Raw genomic sequence first — 16,192 nt, 5'->3', positions numbered from 1 at the left:
TTTTTATATAATTTTAAATTTTATTTATCTAAAACATATCCATAAGCTCTTACTTTACCATCTTCTTTTTCAAGATAAACCCCTTGAATTTCTGGTGCAAATCCTGGAAAATTATTAATTCCTTCTTCTAAAATTGAGAAATACTTTTGAGCTACATTATTCCACCTTTCACCTGGAACTACACAAAATACCCCTGGTGGATAAGGAAGTGCTCCTTCTAATGCAATTTCTCCAACTATATGACTTAAAGGAACTAATTTAGCATTATTTCTTTTTAATTCAACATTTGCTTCATTAGGATTCATAACATACTCTGGTAATGAATTTTTTCTAAATAATAATTTTTGATAAGTCTTTGCATCATTTTTCTTATAGAAATCATGCATTTCTTGACATAATCTTCTTATTGTATACCCTTTATAACGTTCCTCATACTTAGCATATAACTTAGGTAATACTTCACTTAATGGTGCATCTTCCTTTATAAGATTTTCAAATCTAACAAGGTGGTCAACAAGCCCTTTCATTTTTGAAGTGCTTTCTGCTGGTGTTAATAAAAATAATATTGAGTTTAAATCATTCTTTTCTGGTACAACTCTATGATCTCTTAAATAATTTGCTAAAATAGTTGCTGGTATACCAAATTCTTCGTATTCACCAGTTTCTACATTTATACCTGGTGTTGTTAGCATAAATTTATTAGGGTCTACAAAATATTGATTTTCTCCATATCCCTCAAATGAATGCCATTTTTCATCTGGATAAAATTTAAAAAATTCTATGTTATTTGCTATTTCCTCAGTAGGATAATCCTGCCATAGCTTACCATCAACTACTGGTGGTATAAAAGGTTTTAATAATTCACATCTTTCTAAAATATCTTTTCTTGCTTCAATACCAACCTTTATGCAATCTGCCCAAAGCTTTCTTCCTGCTTCTCCATCTTGCATTCTTGCATTAACATCTAATGCTGCAAATAATGGATAAAATGGACTTGTTGATGCATATAACATATAAGCATTATTAAATCTCTTATGATCTACATACCTTTTTTGCCCCTTTAAATGACTATCTTTTTTATGAATTTGAGATGTTTGTGAAAAACCAGCCTGTTGCTTATGTATAGATTGAGTAACTAATATTCCTGGGTCTTCTGGCTTTAAATCTAATAATAATGGAGAACATTCTCTCATCATTGGTATAAATTGCTCATATCCAACCCAAGCTGAATCAAATAATATATAATCACAAAGATGACCTATCTTATTCACTACTTGTCTAGCATTATATATAGTTCCATCATAAGTTCCAAGCTGAATAACAGCTAATCTAAATGGTCTTTTTTCTTTTGCCTTTTCACTATCAATCTTAGCTGCTTCACTTCTTAAATATTCTTCGTTAAAGCAATGAGCATCTATTCCCCCTATAAATCCAAATGGATTACGAGCTGTTTCTAAATATATAGGTTTTCCTGCACTTGAAACTAAAGCTGAATTATATATAGACTTATGATTATTCCTATCAAATAAAACTAAATCACCAGGAGAAACTATTGCATTTATAACTACAGAATTTGAAGTACTTGTTCCATTCATAACAAAATATGTTTTATCTGCATTATACACTTTTGCTGCATATGTTTGAGCTGACATTGCTGGACCTTCATGTATTAATAAATCACCTAAATCAACATCTGCATTACATATGTCTGATTTAAATATATTTTCTCCAAAGTACTCATACATTGCTCTTCCTGCAGGATGTTTCATAAAATATTGACCACCTTGATGACCTGGACATGAAAATTGTAAATTTCCTCTTCTTGAATATTTGCTTAAAACATCAAAAAATGGAGGTAGCATTTCCTCTTCATATTTATCCGCTGCTTCATTTAATTCCTTACTAAATTCTTCTTCATTTATTTCATTAATATTTATTATCTTATTTACCTTATCTTTAATTTCATCACTAATATTCTCAGTTTCTTTTAATACAAATATTGATACTCCAAATTTAGTATTATATATGTCATTTATTCCTTCTATATCACTTTCATTAACTACAGCAACTGCTACATCAGTGTAATCCGTTGTACCAACTTCTATAGTTTCTCTATCTGTGAAAAAATAACTTCTAGTTCTTTCGGTACAAGCAATCTTTAATGATTTCATGCCTATTCCTCCTTATGTCTTTTTAGTTTATCTATTTATAATTTATTTAATATAAAAATTATATTATATGTATATTTTATTAATTAACATCATAATTATATATTTAGCAAATTTTAATGTAAATGCTATACTGAAAAACTATAATAAATAATTATAGCTAGCTTAAACCATTTCCTTAATTATAAAATAAATTTAATCAATTAAAATTAATACTAAAATTAAAGACTGCATAAAATACATATTTCTTAAATTCATTTTATGCAATCTTAATTATTTATATTATTTATTTTAAACCATATATGGTAAAATAAAAGTAAATTCTGTTCCTTCATTTAATTTACTTTTTACCTTAATTTCTCCACCATGAAGTTTTATTACCGATTGAGTTAATGATAATCCTAATCCAATTCCATTTTTTGAATGACTATTAATTCCTTCACATCTATAAAAGGGTTTAAAAATTTCATCATAATCCTCTTCCTTTATACCACTTCCAGTATCTATTACTTTTACTTCAATAGTATTGAGATCTTGATAACATAATATATCTATACTTCCATTAATTTTATTATATTTAATAGAATTTTCAATTACATTATAAAATGCCCTATATAACATAATTTCATTTCCCTTTATTTTATTTTTTATATTATATGAATTTAATTTTAATTTTATATTTTTTTTATTGGCAATAATAGATAAATCATCAACTATATCTTCTAATATCTCATCTATGCTAACAATTTCATTTAAAGGTGCATTTTCCTGTCTTATTATATCTAATAATGTTTCTATTATTAAATTCATCTTTAATATAGACTTTTCTACAACCGCCAAAGTTTTATCATACTCCTCTAAACTTTTGCAATTACTGCTTTTTAAAACATCTATATTTGTTTTAATTACTGCTAATGGAGTTTTTAACTCATGTGCCACACTAGAATTAAACCTTTTTTGTGATGCAAATGCATTTTCTAATTTTGCTATCATTTTATTAAAAGAAATTGTAAGTTCTTTAATTTCATCATTTGCTCCCTTAATACTTAAATTGGAATTTAAATTATCCTCATTTATTTTTTTTATATTTTTATTTAATTCTACAATTGGAATTAAAGCATTATTTACTACAAAATAAGTGCACATTCCACCAATAGTTACTACTAAAATAAATGCAATTATTGAAAGCCAATAAATTCTTGATGTTGTCTCTTCTATAGCTGATTCTATTGATATCTTATCAATTTCATCTTTAAAATCACCATTTAAATCTATTTTAATATCTTCTGTATTTGAATTAATTATTCCTTTTAGCTGTGGAACTGTATGCCTTACATCATAATTAATACTAAAAACAAGAATTCCACTAGTTATTGTCATTATTAATACAGTAAATAATGTAAGTTTCCATTTTAACTTTATTTTTATATTATTCACTAGTTATACCTCCAAATAAATATCCAACTCCTTTAATTGTTTTAATCATATTTTCATTACCACTAACAGCTGTTAATTTTTTTCTAAGAGAATATACATGAACTCTTATTACTGTTGTAAATGGGTCTGTATTTTCATCCCAAACATGATTTATCAATTCTTCGGAACTTATAACTTTATCTTTATTTTGAACTAGATATTTTAAAAGTGAATATTCTTTCAATGTTAAATTAAGAACTATATCATCATATGTAACTTTGTGTTTAGATACGTCTATAGATAATTTTCCCTCTTTTAAAATTGAAGGTTTACTTGCAAACTCTCTTCTCAAAAGAGCTCTTATCCTTGCCGTTAACTCTAAAAAATCAAATGGTTTTACTAAATAATCATTAGCTCCTAAGTCTAATCCTTTTATTCTATCCTCAATTTCTCTATTTGCAGATACAATTATTACTCTTGTGTTTATATCTTTTTCTCTAAGCTTTTTTAATATATAAAATCCATCTACCTTTGGCAAATTTATATCTAAAACCAATAAATCATATGTATTTAAACTTAAAAAATCTAAAGCCTCTTCTCCATCCATTGCTACATCAACGGCATAACCTTCATTTTTTAATCCTCTTTGTAGAGCATGTACTATATCAGCTTCATCTTCTACAATTAATAATCTCATCACATATTCCTCCTATTTTATAAATAAAATGGAGCTATCGCACCCTGAAAAATTATACACCATATATTGTACTATTTATTCTTAATGCGATAGCCCTATTTGTTAATAATTATAATATACAAATTTTAATTATACTACAAGGAGTTTTTTATTATTATTAATAATTTTATTATTTTTTATTTTATTTATTCAAAACCTGCTGCCTTTACTTCTTCTCTGAATTTTTCATCAAAACCAGTTACTTCTACATTTTTTCCATCAACTGTTAAGCTTACCCCATTTTTAAGGTTTGCTAAATCCTGTTCACTTAATTCAAAAGAAATATCATCATTACTTCCTTGATAATTATTTGAATTACTAGTTGAATTATTATAAGAATTATTATATTTATTACTATTTACTACTTTATCAACACCATTATTGGTATTTTTGTTACTATTATATGAACTTTCAGTTTTATTATTGCTTGATTTGCTTGCTACACTATTACTTGCTCTTCCTCCAGCAAAACTTAATAAACCTACTATTGTTAGCGCTAATACTCCAAATATTAATGATTTTTTCATATCTTATCATCCTTCCTTACATAAAACTTTTCTGATAACTTAATTTATTAATTATTTTATTTCTTAGGTTATCTCTTCTATGTTTTTATGATAACAAATCAAATGTAAAATCATCGTTAATTTTTAAAAATATTTATATATTATTTGTGAACTACTCTCCAATTATAGAAGTAGGGGCTTCTTGGTGAATATACCTAGCGGTAATAAATAAATATCTTTCCATCCAACTCACATTTACGGTGGAAAATGAGTGGAAAGATATATTTTTTAATACATATAAACCTTTATAAATGTCTATATTACTTAACTAACCTTACTACCGTCTCCGCATGTGCAGAGTTCAGTGTGTGAACAAAATTATTAACAAGATGTAGTGTGATTATAAACATCTTACTCTTTAAGTTTATCTTTTAAATTAAATCCAGGTTATTTCATCCATAGTATCCTTAAAACATTCACTTTCTAAAAAGTTCTTTCCTTTTGCTTTACTATTTCTATTTGCAGAATGTACATATGCTTCTGTACCTATAGCTCCATTATAGCTATCATAAGATTTATTGAAATGAATTGAAATAAATAAATCTGCCCCCATATTAGAAGCTTGACTAACTCCATATACTAAATCAGGGCTAGTACCCATTGGTCCAGGAGAAACATCTCTAGCGCTATGTCCCATTTGGTTAAGATATTTTACTACAGCAGAACACACTTTTCTATCTTCTACATATTCGTTTAATAAACCAACTGCTCCAATAGCTTTACTATTATGACCACCTCTTACAGCAATTTTCATATTATCACCTTTCCTTTTTATTATTAAAAGCTTAAATGCTTTCATTAATTTTATTACTATAAATAACTTTATTATACATCTTGTCAAAAAATGGAAACCTATATAGAGAAGAGAAAAATGTAAAAAATTTTTGGGGGTAATAGATTAATATGTATGTTTCTTGAAATGATATTTTTTAGCCCAGGGTGGTTTGAGTTCAAGAGGCAGCATAAATATATTTATTCGAGGAGGAATAGTAAAGACATGTTTTTTAAAATTGTCAAAGAAAAAACGAAGAACAAAAAGGAGGATATGTAATGACAAAGAAGCATTTTTTAACAATGTCTACAATACACAAAAATGACTGTGTGTATGATGTTAAATTCGCACATACATCAAAAGATATGTGTAATGGTAAGTATGTGTTAATGATAGGTAAAATTACACCTAAAAAATCTAAAACAAATAATATGAAAGATATTACAGGAAATAATACAGAAAAAGATGTACAAACTAATACATCAATGGATAGTGTTGTTGATCCTGTTGTTAAGCATGAAGAGGAAAAGGTAGAAATACCACTATTCATGGAATTTGACAGAATTAATAGGATGTATGCAAGAAGCATAGAGGAAATTAGTAACATGTATGCAAGAAGCATAGAGAAAATCAATAGAGAATCAGAATCTCTAAATAAAAAAGTAGCGTATAAAAAGAAAACTACGCAAAAAAAATCTTTTTATACACTACTAAACAAAATATTCAAATAAAACTAATATGGTGTCATTTTATGTAGCACCATTGTTTTAATTAATTATACAAGGAGGAAACAAATATGTCAATAAGAGATAATTACAGAATAGAAGATCATGGAGATAGATTCTTTGTATATGATTTCTGTAATAGATTTATATGTTCAGCTGATACAAGAAGAGAAGCTGAAGAGGAAATTGACCAATTATTAATGTCAGAGGAGTTAATGAAAGTAAGAACTCATAAAAATCATCATCAAGCATTACACCTATTTACTAATATTATCTATTGTGCTGATTGCGGTAAAGGAATGCATTTTAAGAAAAATAGAAAAGGGTATGTGTGTGGCACCTTTAATAAGCATGGAAGTAAAGCCTGCTCATCTCATATAGTCAGGGAAGCTAATTTATCTGCTATTGTTTTATCAGAGATAAAAAATTTATCATTAATGTTAAAAATACTGATTTATATGATAAGTTTAAATTAGAGATTGATAATGAAATATTAAAACATAAAAATGCATTAAAAAGTTATGAGGAGGATTTAACTATTCTAAAGAAAAGAAAATCTAAATCTATATCTATGCTTATTGATGAGATAATTACTAAATCAGATTATGAATTATTTATAAACGATATAGATGAACAAGTTAAATATTTAGAACATAAAATTGTTATAACTAACCAAGTTCTTGAAAAAATTTCTGATAGCTCATTATTAAATGAACTTAATAGAATAAAAAATGAAGAATTATCTTTAGATTAATTAATACCTGAGTTACTTCATCGTTTTGTTAAAAAAATTAATATTGAAGAGAATGGTACTCCAATAATATCCTATAGGCTTACAATGCCTCTTTCCACATTAATAAATAATTAGGAACCACAAGATTACCTTGTAGTTCCTATTAGTTTATTTTTGTTTAACGAGCTTCACACACACCTCAGCATGAGGAGTATTTGGGAACATGTCCTTAACTGTACTCCTATCCACCTTATAACCATTAGCTAATAATACATCTAAATTTTCAACCATTGTTTTTGGATTACAAGAAACATAAATTATTTCAGGTGAATTAAATCTAATTACATAATCTAAAGCCTTTGGAGAAACACCACTTCTTGGTGGATCTAAGATGATTATATCTGGTTTATCCTTAACTTTTTTAATAGTTTCAGCAACATCACCAGCTATAAACTCACAGTTATTTAATCCATTAAGCTTAGCATTTTCTTTTGCAGCTTCAACAGCTTCTTCAATAAGTTCAAGTCCAACAACCTTCTTTGCATTAGGTGCTGCTATTTGACCAATTGTGCCTGTTCCACAATAAAGGTCAAATACAACCTTATTTTCAGAATCTCCCATAAAATCTCTAACTACACTATAAAGAGATTCTGCTCCCTTAGAGTTAGTTTGGAAGAATGAAAATGGAGATATTTTAAATTTAAGTCCTAATAAATTTTCAACTATGTAATCTCTACCCAATAATACATTTACCTTTTCTGGTATAACAGCATCAGATAAAGAATTATTTTCAGTATGTAATACAGATACTAATTGACCCTTATAGTTTTGAGATTTAATTAATTCAGTATATTCAGTTAAGTCAAAATCAACTTGAGTTGTAGTTACTAAGTTAACCATAAGTTCACCAGTATTAGTAGCTTTTCTAATAACTAAGTGTCTTAAATAACCTTCTCTTTTCATTACTCTATAATAAGGTAATCCAGTTTTTCTAAAATACTCTACAGTTGTTTTAAGAACAGTTCTAAAATCTTCATCAACTATCATACAATTATCAACTGTTAATACACCAAATGACTTACCTTTCATATGCATTCCTAAAGTAAGCTCTCCACCTTTTTCTAAGTCACCAAATGTAAATTCCATCTTATTTCTATATTCCCAACAATTTTCACTTTCCTTAACTCCAAGATACATTCCCATAGGTAAATCTTTAGAATCAAAAAGCTCACATATTTCATCACTTAAAAATTCTAATTGTTTTTCATATGTTAAGTTTTGAGAACTACATCCTCCACATAATCCAAAGTGAGGACATGGTGCTGGTATTTCATATTCAGCTCTTTCAAGAACTTCTACAAGCTTTGCTTCTGCATATGTATCTCTTTTTTTCTTAACAGTTGCCTTTACCCTTTGTCCTGGGAAAGCTCCTTTTACATAAATCTTCTTTCCTTCACATTCTGATATTCCTGTTGATGGAAATTCTAAACTATTTATCTTTAATGTTAACTGACTTCCTCTTTTCATCTTGTACTCCAATCCTTATATTTAATTTATATACTTAGTTTTAATTAATAATCTTATAATAAAATTTTCAAGCATATAATTGTTTTAACTTCTAACTTTTAATATTATACATTAAAACAAAAAGAAAAACACCTCTATAATTTTTATAGAGGTGAACCCTTTTATCTAAAGATGAATTTTTTAGCTAAAGTTTTTCCATGTAATACTTCTTGCATTATTGGATAGTAAAGTACATTACTTATTATATACATAATTAAAAATAATTCTTCTCTTCCATCATTAGCAATTTGATATCCAAATACTCTTATTACTAATCCAAATACTCCAAATACAAGCATTGCTAATAATATTACAAATATTTGATCTAAAACTCCACTTAATATAACCTTAGTATAATATACTAGCTTTCCATCAGCTTTAATTTCTTCATCTCTTATAAATTCCTTTGCTTCTGCAACTTCTGCTTCTGCTAAATAAACTTCTGCTTCTTCTAATGATACTTCATTATTTTTATTTAACTTTTCTTCATTATTATTCACCATTTCTACCTCCATAGAATTTATATATTTATATAATTAAATCTTATTATTTACTTAAAGTTATATACTCTACTTTCTAACTTATATAACATAAAATTATCTGTTATTGTTATTGTTTCTTTTAAACCATCGATGTTATTTTCAATAGTTTTAATTTCATCACTTGTTCCATTTTTTATTATGTCATATATTTGTTTATTCAGCTCTGTATAATCTCTTTCATAATCTCCTGTAAAGGCTTGTGAGAATCCTGCTAACGATAAATTTTCAAACTCAAATTTTTGACCTTCTAATATAGTCTTTTTATCTAAATTATATCCCATTTTCATTTCTAATTTTCCACTTGCTAAGTCAGAACCATATTGTTTAAATCCAAAATACATACTTTCTAACCTTTCTGCATCTGGAATATCTAAATAAATATATGTATCATTAACCGATTCTCCATTTTCTTCTTTTATTTCATTTTCAGCTACTTCATATTCTAATGAATAGCCATTTGCTGTTGATTTTACACTTGCTAAAGCCTTATTATAAGCTTCTTTTACTTCATCCCTAGTATAATCTTCTGACCACTTACCTGGTAATATTTCATTATCTTTAACTTCTATTTGTGAATTATTATTTGCTAGTTTTTTATTATTTTCATTATTGCTTGAGCAGCCTACAACACTAATAGCTAAAATTGCAGACAATGCTAAAGCTATTACATTTTTCCTCATGTTGTTTCCCCCTATATATTTATTAGCATATGATATTATGCTTTCCTAAATCTTATTAATTATAACATTAATAGCCTGTTATTTAAATGTATTTGCTAGCATATTTATTTAAAATTCACATTAACATCTATATTTTTATGTTATTTTTTATTTTTTCAAATGTTTTTTCACCTATTCCATCAACATTTTTTAAATCTTCAATTGATTTAAAATTACCATTACTTTCTCTATACATAATTATAGAATTTGCTTTTACATCACCTATACCTGGTATTTCTTTAAGCTTATTTATATCAGCTGTATTAATATTTATTTTGCCATCATCAGCTTCTATGCTTTGAATTTCATTTTCAACTTTTTCTTGTGAAACTTCATCATTTATATTTTTAATTATTATAAGCTCATGATTGCTTAATTCTTTTGCTCTATTAATATTAGAAATATCTGCTTCCGGTGTTAATCCTCCAGCAGCTTCAATTAAATCCCTTATAATACTACCTTCATTTAATGTATAAACATCAGGTTTTATAACCTCACCCTTAATTTCTGCTACTATTTTATTTTTATTTAAATTTATAGTATTACTTTTGACACCTTCTACAGATTCTAATACTTCTTCTTGTTCCCCATCTTTACTTTTACTTTCATCATTTGTATCAATTTCAGATACATTTTCCTCAATAAATATATTATTCATATATTTATCCTTAAAAACATTATTTTTATTTTTTCCATATGTAAATAGTGAAATTATTAAAATTAAACTTAATATTATTGTTAATCCAACTACTTTATTTTCCTTAAATATACTTAATAATTTTTGTTTAAATTTATACATTTATTTACCCCTCTATTTTACTTTATTATAAATTATTAACATTTTTATCATATATAAACTAAATTAATCTATTTATCTATAGTTTTTTAACACTTTTTTTGGTAAACTAAATAAGTAAAATTATAAAATAATATGGAGAAAAAAATGAAAAAGTTATTTTTTAAAATATCTACTTTAGTAATATTTTTTATACTATCTATTGCAAATATTACCATAATAGACTCCTTTGCATTTCCTAATATATATTCTGAAGGAGTATATCTTATGGATGCAAAAACTGGTCAAGTACTTTATGAAAAAAATTCTAATAATCAATATATGCCTGCTTCTACAACTAAAATAATGACTGCAATACTTGCATTAGAAAAATGTAATCTTACTGACGAAGTAACAATTAGTGAAAATCCACCCAAAGCCGATGGTTCTTCTATTGGTATCGAACAAGGTGAGGTTTATACTATAGAAGAATTACTTATTGGATTACTTTTAGAGTCTGGAAATGACTGTGCAGAAGCAATTGCTGAACATATAGCAGGTTCAAATGAAGAATTTGCTAAATTAATGAATGAAAAAGCTAAAGAATTAGGAGCAACAAATACTAATTTTAAAAATCCTAGTGGCTTAACACAAGAAGGGCACTTAACTACTGCTCATGATTTAGCCTTAATAATGAGATATGCTTCACAAAATGCTGATTTTGTTAGAATTGCACAAATGCCTAATTATTATTTTGAAAATCATCCTTATTCTGATGGAAGTCAAAAATGGGCTATAAACCATAACCCCTTATTAAAAGAAGGATCACCATATAAATATCAATATGCTGATTGTGGTAAAACTGGTTATACTATTGCTGCAAATCATTCATATGCTGCAACAGCAATAAAGGATAATCAAGAAATAGTTGGTGCATTTTTAAATGCTACTGATAAGAATGGATTTTATACAAGCATAGGACAATTGTTTGATTGGGGATTTGAAAATTTTAAAACTGAAAAGATTATTTCAAAGGGAGATAAGTTAGAAGATTATTCAATAAACAATTCAACTACAATTCCTTTAATTTCTAATAATGACGTGTATTATACACTTAATATTGGAAATGGAGAAAATCTATCTAATATAAATTTATCACTTAATTATGATAATAAAAATTTAAACAAAATTTCAATAAAACAAGGGGATAAGCTATTCACAGCTTCTGTTTTAGTTAATAATCAAAAAATATCTAATATAGATTTATTAAGTGGTGAAGATGTAAAGTATACTCCAAGCACTATTATCAAAAACATTTTACACTCAAATAATTATTTTATTATTGGAATAATTTTATTTGTTATATTAATAATTATTATATTTATAATAATTTCATTACTACGCCATAGAAAAAGAAGAAAAAACTTTTTATCTAAACGTTCATATATAAGAAATAAGCATAATTTTTAATAAATATAATAATAAAAGGGTTGCCAAGTATATGCAAACCCTTTTATTATAAATAATTTTATTTATTTCTTAAGTTTTCTAAAAGTAATTTTATATCATCTGGTAATTGTGCTCTTAATTCAAGACTTTCTTTAGTTCTAGGTGACTTAAAATTAAGTCCATATGCATGAAGTGCTTGCCTTGAAATTAAATTTGCATCTTCTTCAAATCCATATAAAGTATCCCCATAAATAGTATGTCCTAATGAACTTAAATGTACTCTAATTTGATGTGTTCTTCCTGTTTCTAAAAGGCATTCAACTAAATCTGCATCATTTAATCTTTCTACAACCTTATAATGAGTTATACTTCTTTTTCCTCTTTCATCAACTACTCTTTTCATATTTCCTTCAATTTCTGGTCTATAAATTGGCTTATCTATAGTTCCTTCCATTTTATCCATATGTCCATGAACTAATGCTAAATATCTTTTTTCTATTTGATTTTGCTGTATATCCTTTGATAGTTCCATATGAGCATATTGATTTTTAGCTATTATTATTAACCCAGATGTATCCATATCTAATCTACTTACAAGCCTTACAATACAATCTTGATTTGTTTCCTTAAAATAATATAATAATGCATTAGCTAATGTTCCAGATTGATATCTCTTAGTTGGATGTACAACCATATTAGGTCTTTTATTTACCACTATAATATCGCTATCTTCATACACTATATCAATATCAATTTTTTCTGGTTCTATATTTTGACTTTCTTTCTTTTTAAGATTAATTAATATATTATCGTTAGCTTTTAAAACATAATTCATTCTAACAGGCTCATTATTTACTATTATTCTTTTATCTAAAGCTGCACCTCTTATAAGTCTTGAAGACAAGCCCATTTCTTCCTTAAGATATTCTCTTATCTTTCTTCCTTCAAAATCTTTATCTACACATTTTTCTAAAGTACTGATATTTTTCCCCTCCTTTATATAATAAAAGTTAAGACTTAAAAATTAAGCAATTATTTATTTAACATATTAATTTAGTATTACTTAATTTTCAAATGAGCAATTACTAATTTTATATTATAACTTCTTAATTCTAATTCTTAACCTTTTAAATAAATATATATTTTAATCATTAAATGTTAAATAATCTTCACCTATAATAATTACAGCATCATATGATTTATATTCATCTTTCTTATTTTTAGAATATTTATTGATTCCTGTATCTTCACTTAAAATTTTTCTAACATCTTTTTTATTAGTTAATATTTCCGATTCTTTAGATCTATCATAATTACCAACACTAATATTGCTATACCCTATATTTTCTAACTCAATTTTTAAATTTCCTGCTAACCCATTTACTCTTGTAGCATTTAAAATCATTATAGAATACTTACTTCTATAAATACTATTATTTATATCACTTGTTATTTGAAGAGATTTTAATAAATTTTTATTATAAGATGGATTCATAACTAAAAAATCTTGTCCATAAATTTTTTCATTATCACCTTGCAAAGTAGCCATAGATACACCAGAATTATTTATCATCTTCATTCCATAGTAAATCATACTACTTCCAGGCATATTAGTTACAACATTTTCTTTAATAGCCTTAAGTATGCTTGGTATTTTTGTTATAATTGCTGTACTAGTGCACTTTTTAATTACCTCTGATATAAATGCTTGTTGATTCTTAATTCTTCCTATATCACCTTCTGCAAGACCAGTTCCATCATTATTTTTTCTCCATCTAAAGAATTCCTCAGCTTTTTTCCCATCTAATAATACTGTTTCACCTGCATTAAAATGTATATGTAAATCTTGTGCATCATCATCATAATACATATTTCTATCAATATACATTTCAACACCACCAATAGCATCAATTAAATTTCTAAAAGCAGCATAATCTATTTCAACTAAGTAATTTACCTTTATACTTAATAAACTTTCAACTTGCTTAATTACTTCTTTTTCTCCCCCTAAAACATATGCTGCATTCATTTTCCAATAAGGAATTAAATTACCATTACCATCATGTGCATTTTCAACTTCAATTAAAGTATCTCTAGGAATTGAAACTAAATTAATTGCATCTGTACGTGGGTTATAATTAATTAACATCATTGTGTCTGTTCTTCTAGCTGATGAATTTGCTGTATTTTCTGCATCTCCTATATCCATTCCTAATAATAATATATTTACAGTTTCATTAACACCTGGTTTGCTTGCCGATATAATATCATTATTATTAAGTGATGATATGAATGAAAATAAATATACCCCAACTAATAAGACAAGTATTAGCATTGTTAAAAATGCAGCAGTAATAGCTCTTTTTATCATTACTGATTTTTGCTCTTTTTTTCTAAGTTTCTTTTTTAATTCAAGTTGTTCCCTAGGACTTAATTTCCTAACTCTCCGTCTAGCATTGCTATTTCTTTTATTACCATTAGCTCCTGCCATCTTCTCATCCCTCACCTTACAAAACTTAATAATAAATTTAAATACTAACTATTATATATTAAATAATTTCTAGCTTTAATAGAATTTAAGTCAACAGCACAATCTTTAGTTAACAAATACATAATCGTATGAGTTAATGCCTTTAACACTGCATCATTTAGGTTTTTACGTGAAATATCTCTAATTGCTTCTATCCCTTGAAAATTACGTGAAGGTTCAATTAAATCTGCAAGATATATTATCTTTTCTAAATTACTCATATTTTCCCTTCCAGTTGTATGCCATCTCATTGCATTTAATACATCTTCATCTTCTATTTCAAAGATTCTTTTTGCCATAATAGGTGCAATTATTGAATGCCATAATTCTTTACTATTTTTTTCATCATTAGATAGTTTGAGATTTTCTTCTTCTATTACCTTTAACATATCTTCATAGCTCATATTTTTTGCTATATCATGACAAAGTGCTGCTATCTCAGCTTTTTGTTTATCTTCATTATAAATTCCCGCAAGTTCAATAGCAGTTTTTACAACTCCTAAGGTGTGACCATATCTAGATGGTTTTAAATTATCCTTCAAATAACTTTTTATTTCATCTACTCCCCACATTTTATTCTCTCCTATATAACTTATTTTCACTTATATACTTCTTTACTTCTTCTGGCAAGAAAAAATCTACTCTTTTCCCATTAGCTATTCGCTCCCTAATCATTGATGAAGATATATCAATATCAGTAACATTTAATATTACTATTTTAGCATCATATTTTTTCTCTAATTTATATTTTTGCTCTTCAAGAATACTTTTATTATATTCCCCTCTATTAAATGCAACAAAAGTACAATTATTTAATACTAAATCGGTATTTCTCCATTTTTCTATAGCCATTAATGAATCTGCTCCTGCAATGAAAAATACTTCAACATTATCATCTTGCTTTTTTAAATATTGTAAAGTTTCATAAGTATAACTATATCCATTTTTTTTAATTTCATAATCACTAATTTCAAAGCCTTCGTATCCTTCGATTGCCTTTTGAACCATATTATATCTATATTTAGAGTCTATTATTTTACTCTCCTTTTTATGTGGTGGATTTCCAGCTACCATAAATATAATTTTATCTAAATTTAATTCTTCCTTAGCTTCATATGCTATATATAAATGTGCTAAATGTATGGGATTGAATGTTCCCCCCATCATACCATACCGTTTCATAATTATTTATTTTTTCCTTGTGGTAATTCTATCTTAGGCTTCTTTTCAGATTTTTTATATAATACTATTTTACTTCCAATTGCTTGAACACCATCACAACCAATTGCTTTACAAATTTCATCTGAAACTTCTCTAGCAGCTAATCCACTATTTTCTAAAACCTTTATTTTAATAAGTTCTCTAGCTTCTAATGCATCTCCTAATTGCTTTAAGAAAGCTTCTTCAACACCATTTTTACCAATTTGGAATATTGGACTCATAGTATTTGCAAGTCCTCTTAAATAAGCTCTTTGTTTTCCTGTTATCATAAAAT

The 16,192-nt window shown here is 26.5% G+C and carries 18 protein-coding genes; 4 read left to right on the top strand and 14 right to left on the bottom strand.

Annotated features, from left to right (window positions below):
* Window positions 1–20 precede the first annotated feature (20 nt).
* The 5 genes from speC to ACUN06_RS02730 form a co-directional block, all read right to left on the bottom strand.
* Window positions 21–2,171 (bottom strand): ornithine decarboxylase, encoded by a 2,151-nt coding sequence (gene speC / locus ACUN06_RS02750; protein WP_449390064.1) that lies wholly within the window; start codon window positions 2,169–2,171, stop codon window positions 21–23.
* A gap of 288 nt (window positions 2,172–2,459) precedes the next feature.
* A complete protein-coding gene (locus tag ACUN06_RS02745; RefSeq protein ID WP_294368398.1) occupies window positions 2,460–3,605 on the bottom strand; it encodes a sensor histidine kinase in 1,146 nt (381 codons plus the stop codon).
* Window positions 3,598–4,281 carry a response regulator transcription factor gene (locus tag ACUN06_RS02740; RefSeq protein ID WP_412344868.1) on the bottom strand — a complete coding sequence of 228 codons (684 nt, stop codon included), beginning with the start codon at window positions 4,279–4,281 and terminating at the stop codon, window positions 3,598–3,600. The genes ACUN06_RS02745 and ACUN06_RS02740 overlap by 8 nt, the downstream gene beginning before the upstream one ends.
* A 185-nt stretch (window positions 4,282–4,466) precedes the next feature.
* The gene (locus ACUN06_RS02735; protein WP_294368395.1) at window positions 4,467–4,847 is read right to left on the bottom strand and encodes a hypothetical protein; all 381 of its coding nucleotides are present in this window, start codon (window positions 4,845–4,847) and stop codon (window positions 4,467–4,469) included.
* Window positions 4,848–5,262: 415 nt separating this feature from the next.
* Entirely contained in the window at window positions 5,263–5,640 is a 378-nt protein-coding gene (locus tag ACUN06_RS02730; protein WP_449390063.1) for an N-acetylmuramoyl-L-alanine amidase, read from the bottom strand.
* Window positions 5,641–5,936: 296 nt separating this feature from the next.
* Here ACUN06_RS02730 and ACUN06_RS02725 point away from each other — a divergent pair, with 296 nt between their 5' ends.
* From ACUN06_RS02725 to ACUN06_RS02715, 3 genes are all read left to right on the top strand, one after another.
* Complete coding sequence (locus ACUN06_RS02725) at window positions 5,937–6,389, top strand: hypothetical protein (RefSeq protein WP_449390062.1); 453 nt, start codon at window positions 5,937–5,939, stop codon at window positions 6,387–6,389.
* Between the two features lie 65 nt (window positions 6,390–6,454).
* Window positions 6,455–6,859: a zinc ribbon domain-containing protein gene (locus tag ACUN06_RS02720; RefSeq protein ID WP_449390061.1), complete on the top strand. Its 405-nt coding sequence runs from the start codon at window positions 6,455–6,457 to the stop codon at window positions 6,857–6,859.
* A 95-nt stretch (window positions 6,860–6,954) separates the two neighbouring features.
* The gene (locus ACUN06_RS02715) at window positions 6,955–7,137 is read left to right on the top strand and encodes a hypothetical protein (protein ID WP_291730928.1); all 183 of its coding nucleotides are present in this window, start codon (window positions 6,955–6,957) and stop codon (window positions 7,135–7,137) included.
* Window positions 7,138–7,284: 147 nt separating this feature from the next.
* Here the strand turns inward: ACUN06_RS02715 and rlmD are convergent, their stop codons facing one another.
* The 4 genes from rlmD to ACUN06_RS02695 form a co-directional block, all read right to left on the bottom strand.
* Window positions 7,285–8,643 carry a 23S rRNA (uracil(1939)-C(5))-methyltransferase RlmD gene (rlmD, locus tag ACUN06_RS02710; protein ID WP_449390060.1) on the bottom strand — a complete coding sequence of 453 codons (1,359 nt, stop codon included), beginning with the start codon at window positions 8,641–8,643 and terminating at the stop codon, window positions 7,285–7,287.
* Window positions 8,644–8,804: 161 nt separating this feature from the next.
* Window positions 8,805–9,185 carry a hypothetical protein gene (locus ACUN06_RS02705; protein WP_291730924.1) on the bottom strand — a complete coding sequence of 127 codons (381 nt, stop codon included), beginning with the start codon at window positions 9,183–9,185 and terminating at the stop codon, window positions 8,805–8,807.
* Between the two features lie 47 nt (window positions 9,186–9,232).
* On the bottom strand, window positions 9,233–9,904 hold the full coding sequence (locus tag ACUN06_RS02700; RefSeq protein WP_294125909.1) for a hypothetical protein: 672 nt from the start codon (window positions 9,902–9,904) through the stop codon (window positions 9,233–9,235).
* A 127-nt stretch (window positions 9,905–10,031) separates the two neighbouring features.
* Window positions 10,032–10,742: a helix-hairpin-helix domain-containing protein gene (locus tag ACUN06_RS02695; RefSeq protein WP_449390059.1), complete on the bottom strand. Its 711-nt coding sequence runs from the start codon at window positions 10,740–10,742 to the stop codon at window positions 10,032–10,034.
* A gap of 144 nt (window positions 10,743–10,886) precedes the next feature.
* Here ACUN06_RS02695 and ACUN06_RS02690 point away from each other — a divergent pair, with 144 nt between their 5' ends.
* Window positions 10,887–12,188 carry a D-alanyl-D-alanine carboxypeptidase gene (locus ACUN06_RS02690; RefSeq protein ID WP_449390058.1) on the top strand — a complete coding sequence of 434 codons (1,302 nt, stop codon included), beginning with the start codon at window positions 10,887–10,889 and terminating at the stop codon, window positions 12,186–12,188.
* Window positions 12,189–12,246: 58 nt separating this feature from the next.
* On the opposite strand, the gene ACUN06_RS02685 is transcribed toward ACUN06_RS02690, so the two are convergent.
* The 5 genes from ACUN06_RS02685 to yhbY all read right to left on the bottom strand — a co-directional run bounded on the left by ACUN06_RS02685 (window position 12,247) and on the right by yhbY (window position 16,187).
* Window positions 12,247–13,149 (bottom strand): RluA family pseudouridine synthase, encoded by a 903-nt coding sequence (locus ACUN06_RS02685; protein ID WP_291730992.1) that lies wholly within the window; start codon window positions 13,147–13,149, stop codon window positions 12,247–12,249.
* A 162-nt stretch (window positions 13,150–13,311) separates the two neighbouring features.
* A complete protein-coding gene (locus tag ACUN06_RS02680; protein WP_291730916.1) occupies window positions 13,312–14,658 on the bottom strand; it encodes an LCP family protein in 1,347 nt (448 codons plus the stop codon).
* Between the two features lie 44 nt (window positions 14,659–14,702).
* Window positions 14,703–15,269, bottom strand: a complete 567-nt coding sequence (yqeK, locus tag ACUN06_RS02675) for a bis(5'-nucleosyl)-tetraphosphatase (symmetrical) YqeK (protein ID WP_291730913.1) — start codon at window positions 15,267–15,269, stop codon at window positions 14,703–14,705.
* A 1-nt stretch (window position 15,270) separates the two neighbouring features.
* Window positions 15,271–15,879: a nicotinate-nucleotide adenylyltransferase gene (gene nadD, locus ACUN06_RS02670; RefSeq protein ID WP_331890831.1), complete on the bottom strand. Its 609-nt coding sequence runs from the start codon at window positions 15,877–15,879 to the stop codon at window positions 15,271–15,273.
* Window positions 15,880–15,881: 2 nt separating this feature from the next.
* A complete protein-coding gene (gene yhbY, locus ACUN06_RS02665) occupies window positions 15,882–16,187 on the bottom strand; it encodes a ribosome assembly RNA-binding protein YhbY (protein ID WP_449390057.1) in 306 nt (101 codons plus the stop codon).
* Window positions 16,188–16,192: the final 5 nt, after the last annotated feature.

Source organism: Clostridium sp. ETTB3 (assembly GCF_053571985.1).
This window is presented reverse-complemented; position numbering and strand designations above follow the sequence as displayed.

Coding starts and splice junctions, on each gene's coding strand:
- speC (WP_449390064.1), bottom strand. CDS start 2,171: ATGAAATCATTAAAGATTGCTTGTACCGAAAGAACTAGAAGTTATTTT.
- ACUN06_RS02740 (WP_412344868.1), bottom strand. CDS start 4,281: ATGAGATTATTAATTGTAGAAGATGAAGCTGATATAGTACATGCTCTA.
- ACUN06_RS02735 (WP_294368395.1), bottom strand. CDS start 4,847: ATGAAAAAATCATTAATATTTGGAGTATTAGCGCTAACAATAGTAGGT.
- ACUN06_RS02730 (WP_449390063.1), bottom strand. CDS start 5,640: ATGAAAATTGCTGTAAGAGGTGGTCATAATAGTAAAGCTATTGGAGCA.
- ACUN06_RS02725 (WP_449390062.1), top strand. CDS start 5,937: ATGACAAAGAAGCATTTTTTAACAATGTCTACAATACACAAAAATGAC.
- ACUN06_RS02720 (WP_449390061.1), top strand. CDS start 6,455: ATGTCAATAAGAGATAATTACAGAATAGAAGATCATGGAGATAGATTC.
- ACUN06_RS02715 (WP_291730928.1), top strand. CDS start 6,955: ATGCTTATTGATGAGATAATTACTAAATCAGATTATGAATTATTTATA.
- rlmD (WP_449390060.1), bottom strand. CDS start 8,643: ATGAAAAGAGGAAGTCAGTTAACATTAAAGATAAATAGTTTAGAATTT.
- ACUN06_RS02705 (WP_291730924.1), bottom strand. CDS start 9,185: ATGGTGAATAATAATGAAGAAAAGTTAAATAAAAATAATGAAGTATCA.
- ACUN06_RS02700 (WP_294125909.1), bottom strand. CDS start 9,904: ATGAGGAAAAATGTAATAGCTTTAGCATTGTCTGCAATTTTAGCTATT.
- ACUN06_RS02695 (WP_449390059.1), bottom strand. CDS start 10,742: ATGTATAAATTTAAACAAAAATTATTAAGTATATTTAAGGAAAATAAA.
- ACUN06_RS02690 (WP_449390058.1), top strand. CDS start 10,887: ATGAAAAAGTTATTTTTTAAAATATCTACTTTAGTAATATTTTTTATA.
- ACUN06_RS02680 (WP_291730916.1), bottom strand. CDS start 14,658: ATGGCAGGAGCTAATGGTAATAAAAGAAATAGCAATGCTAGACGGAGA.
- yqeK (WP_291730913.1), bottom strand. CDS start 15,269: ATGTGGGGAGTAGATGAAATAAAAAGTTATTTGAAGGATAATTTAAAA.
- nadD (WP_331890831.1), bottom strand. CDS start 15,879: ATGAAACGGTATGGTATGATGGGGGGAACATTCAATCCCATACATTTA.
- yhbY (WP_449390057.1), bottom strand. CDS start 16,187: ATGATAACAGGAAAACAAAGAGCTTATTTAAGAGGACTTGCAAATACT.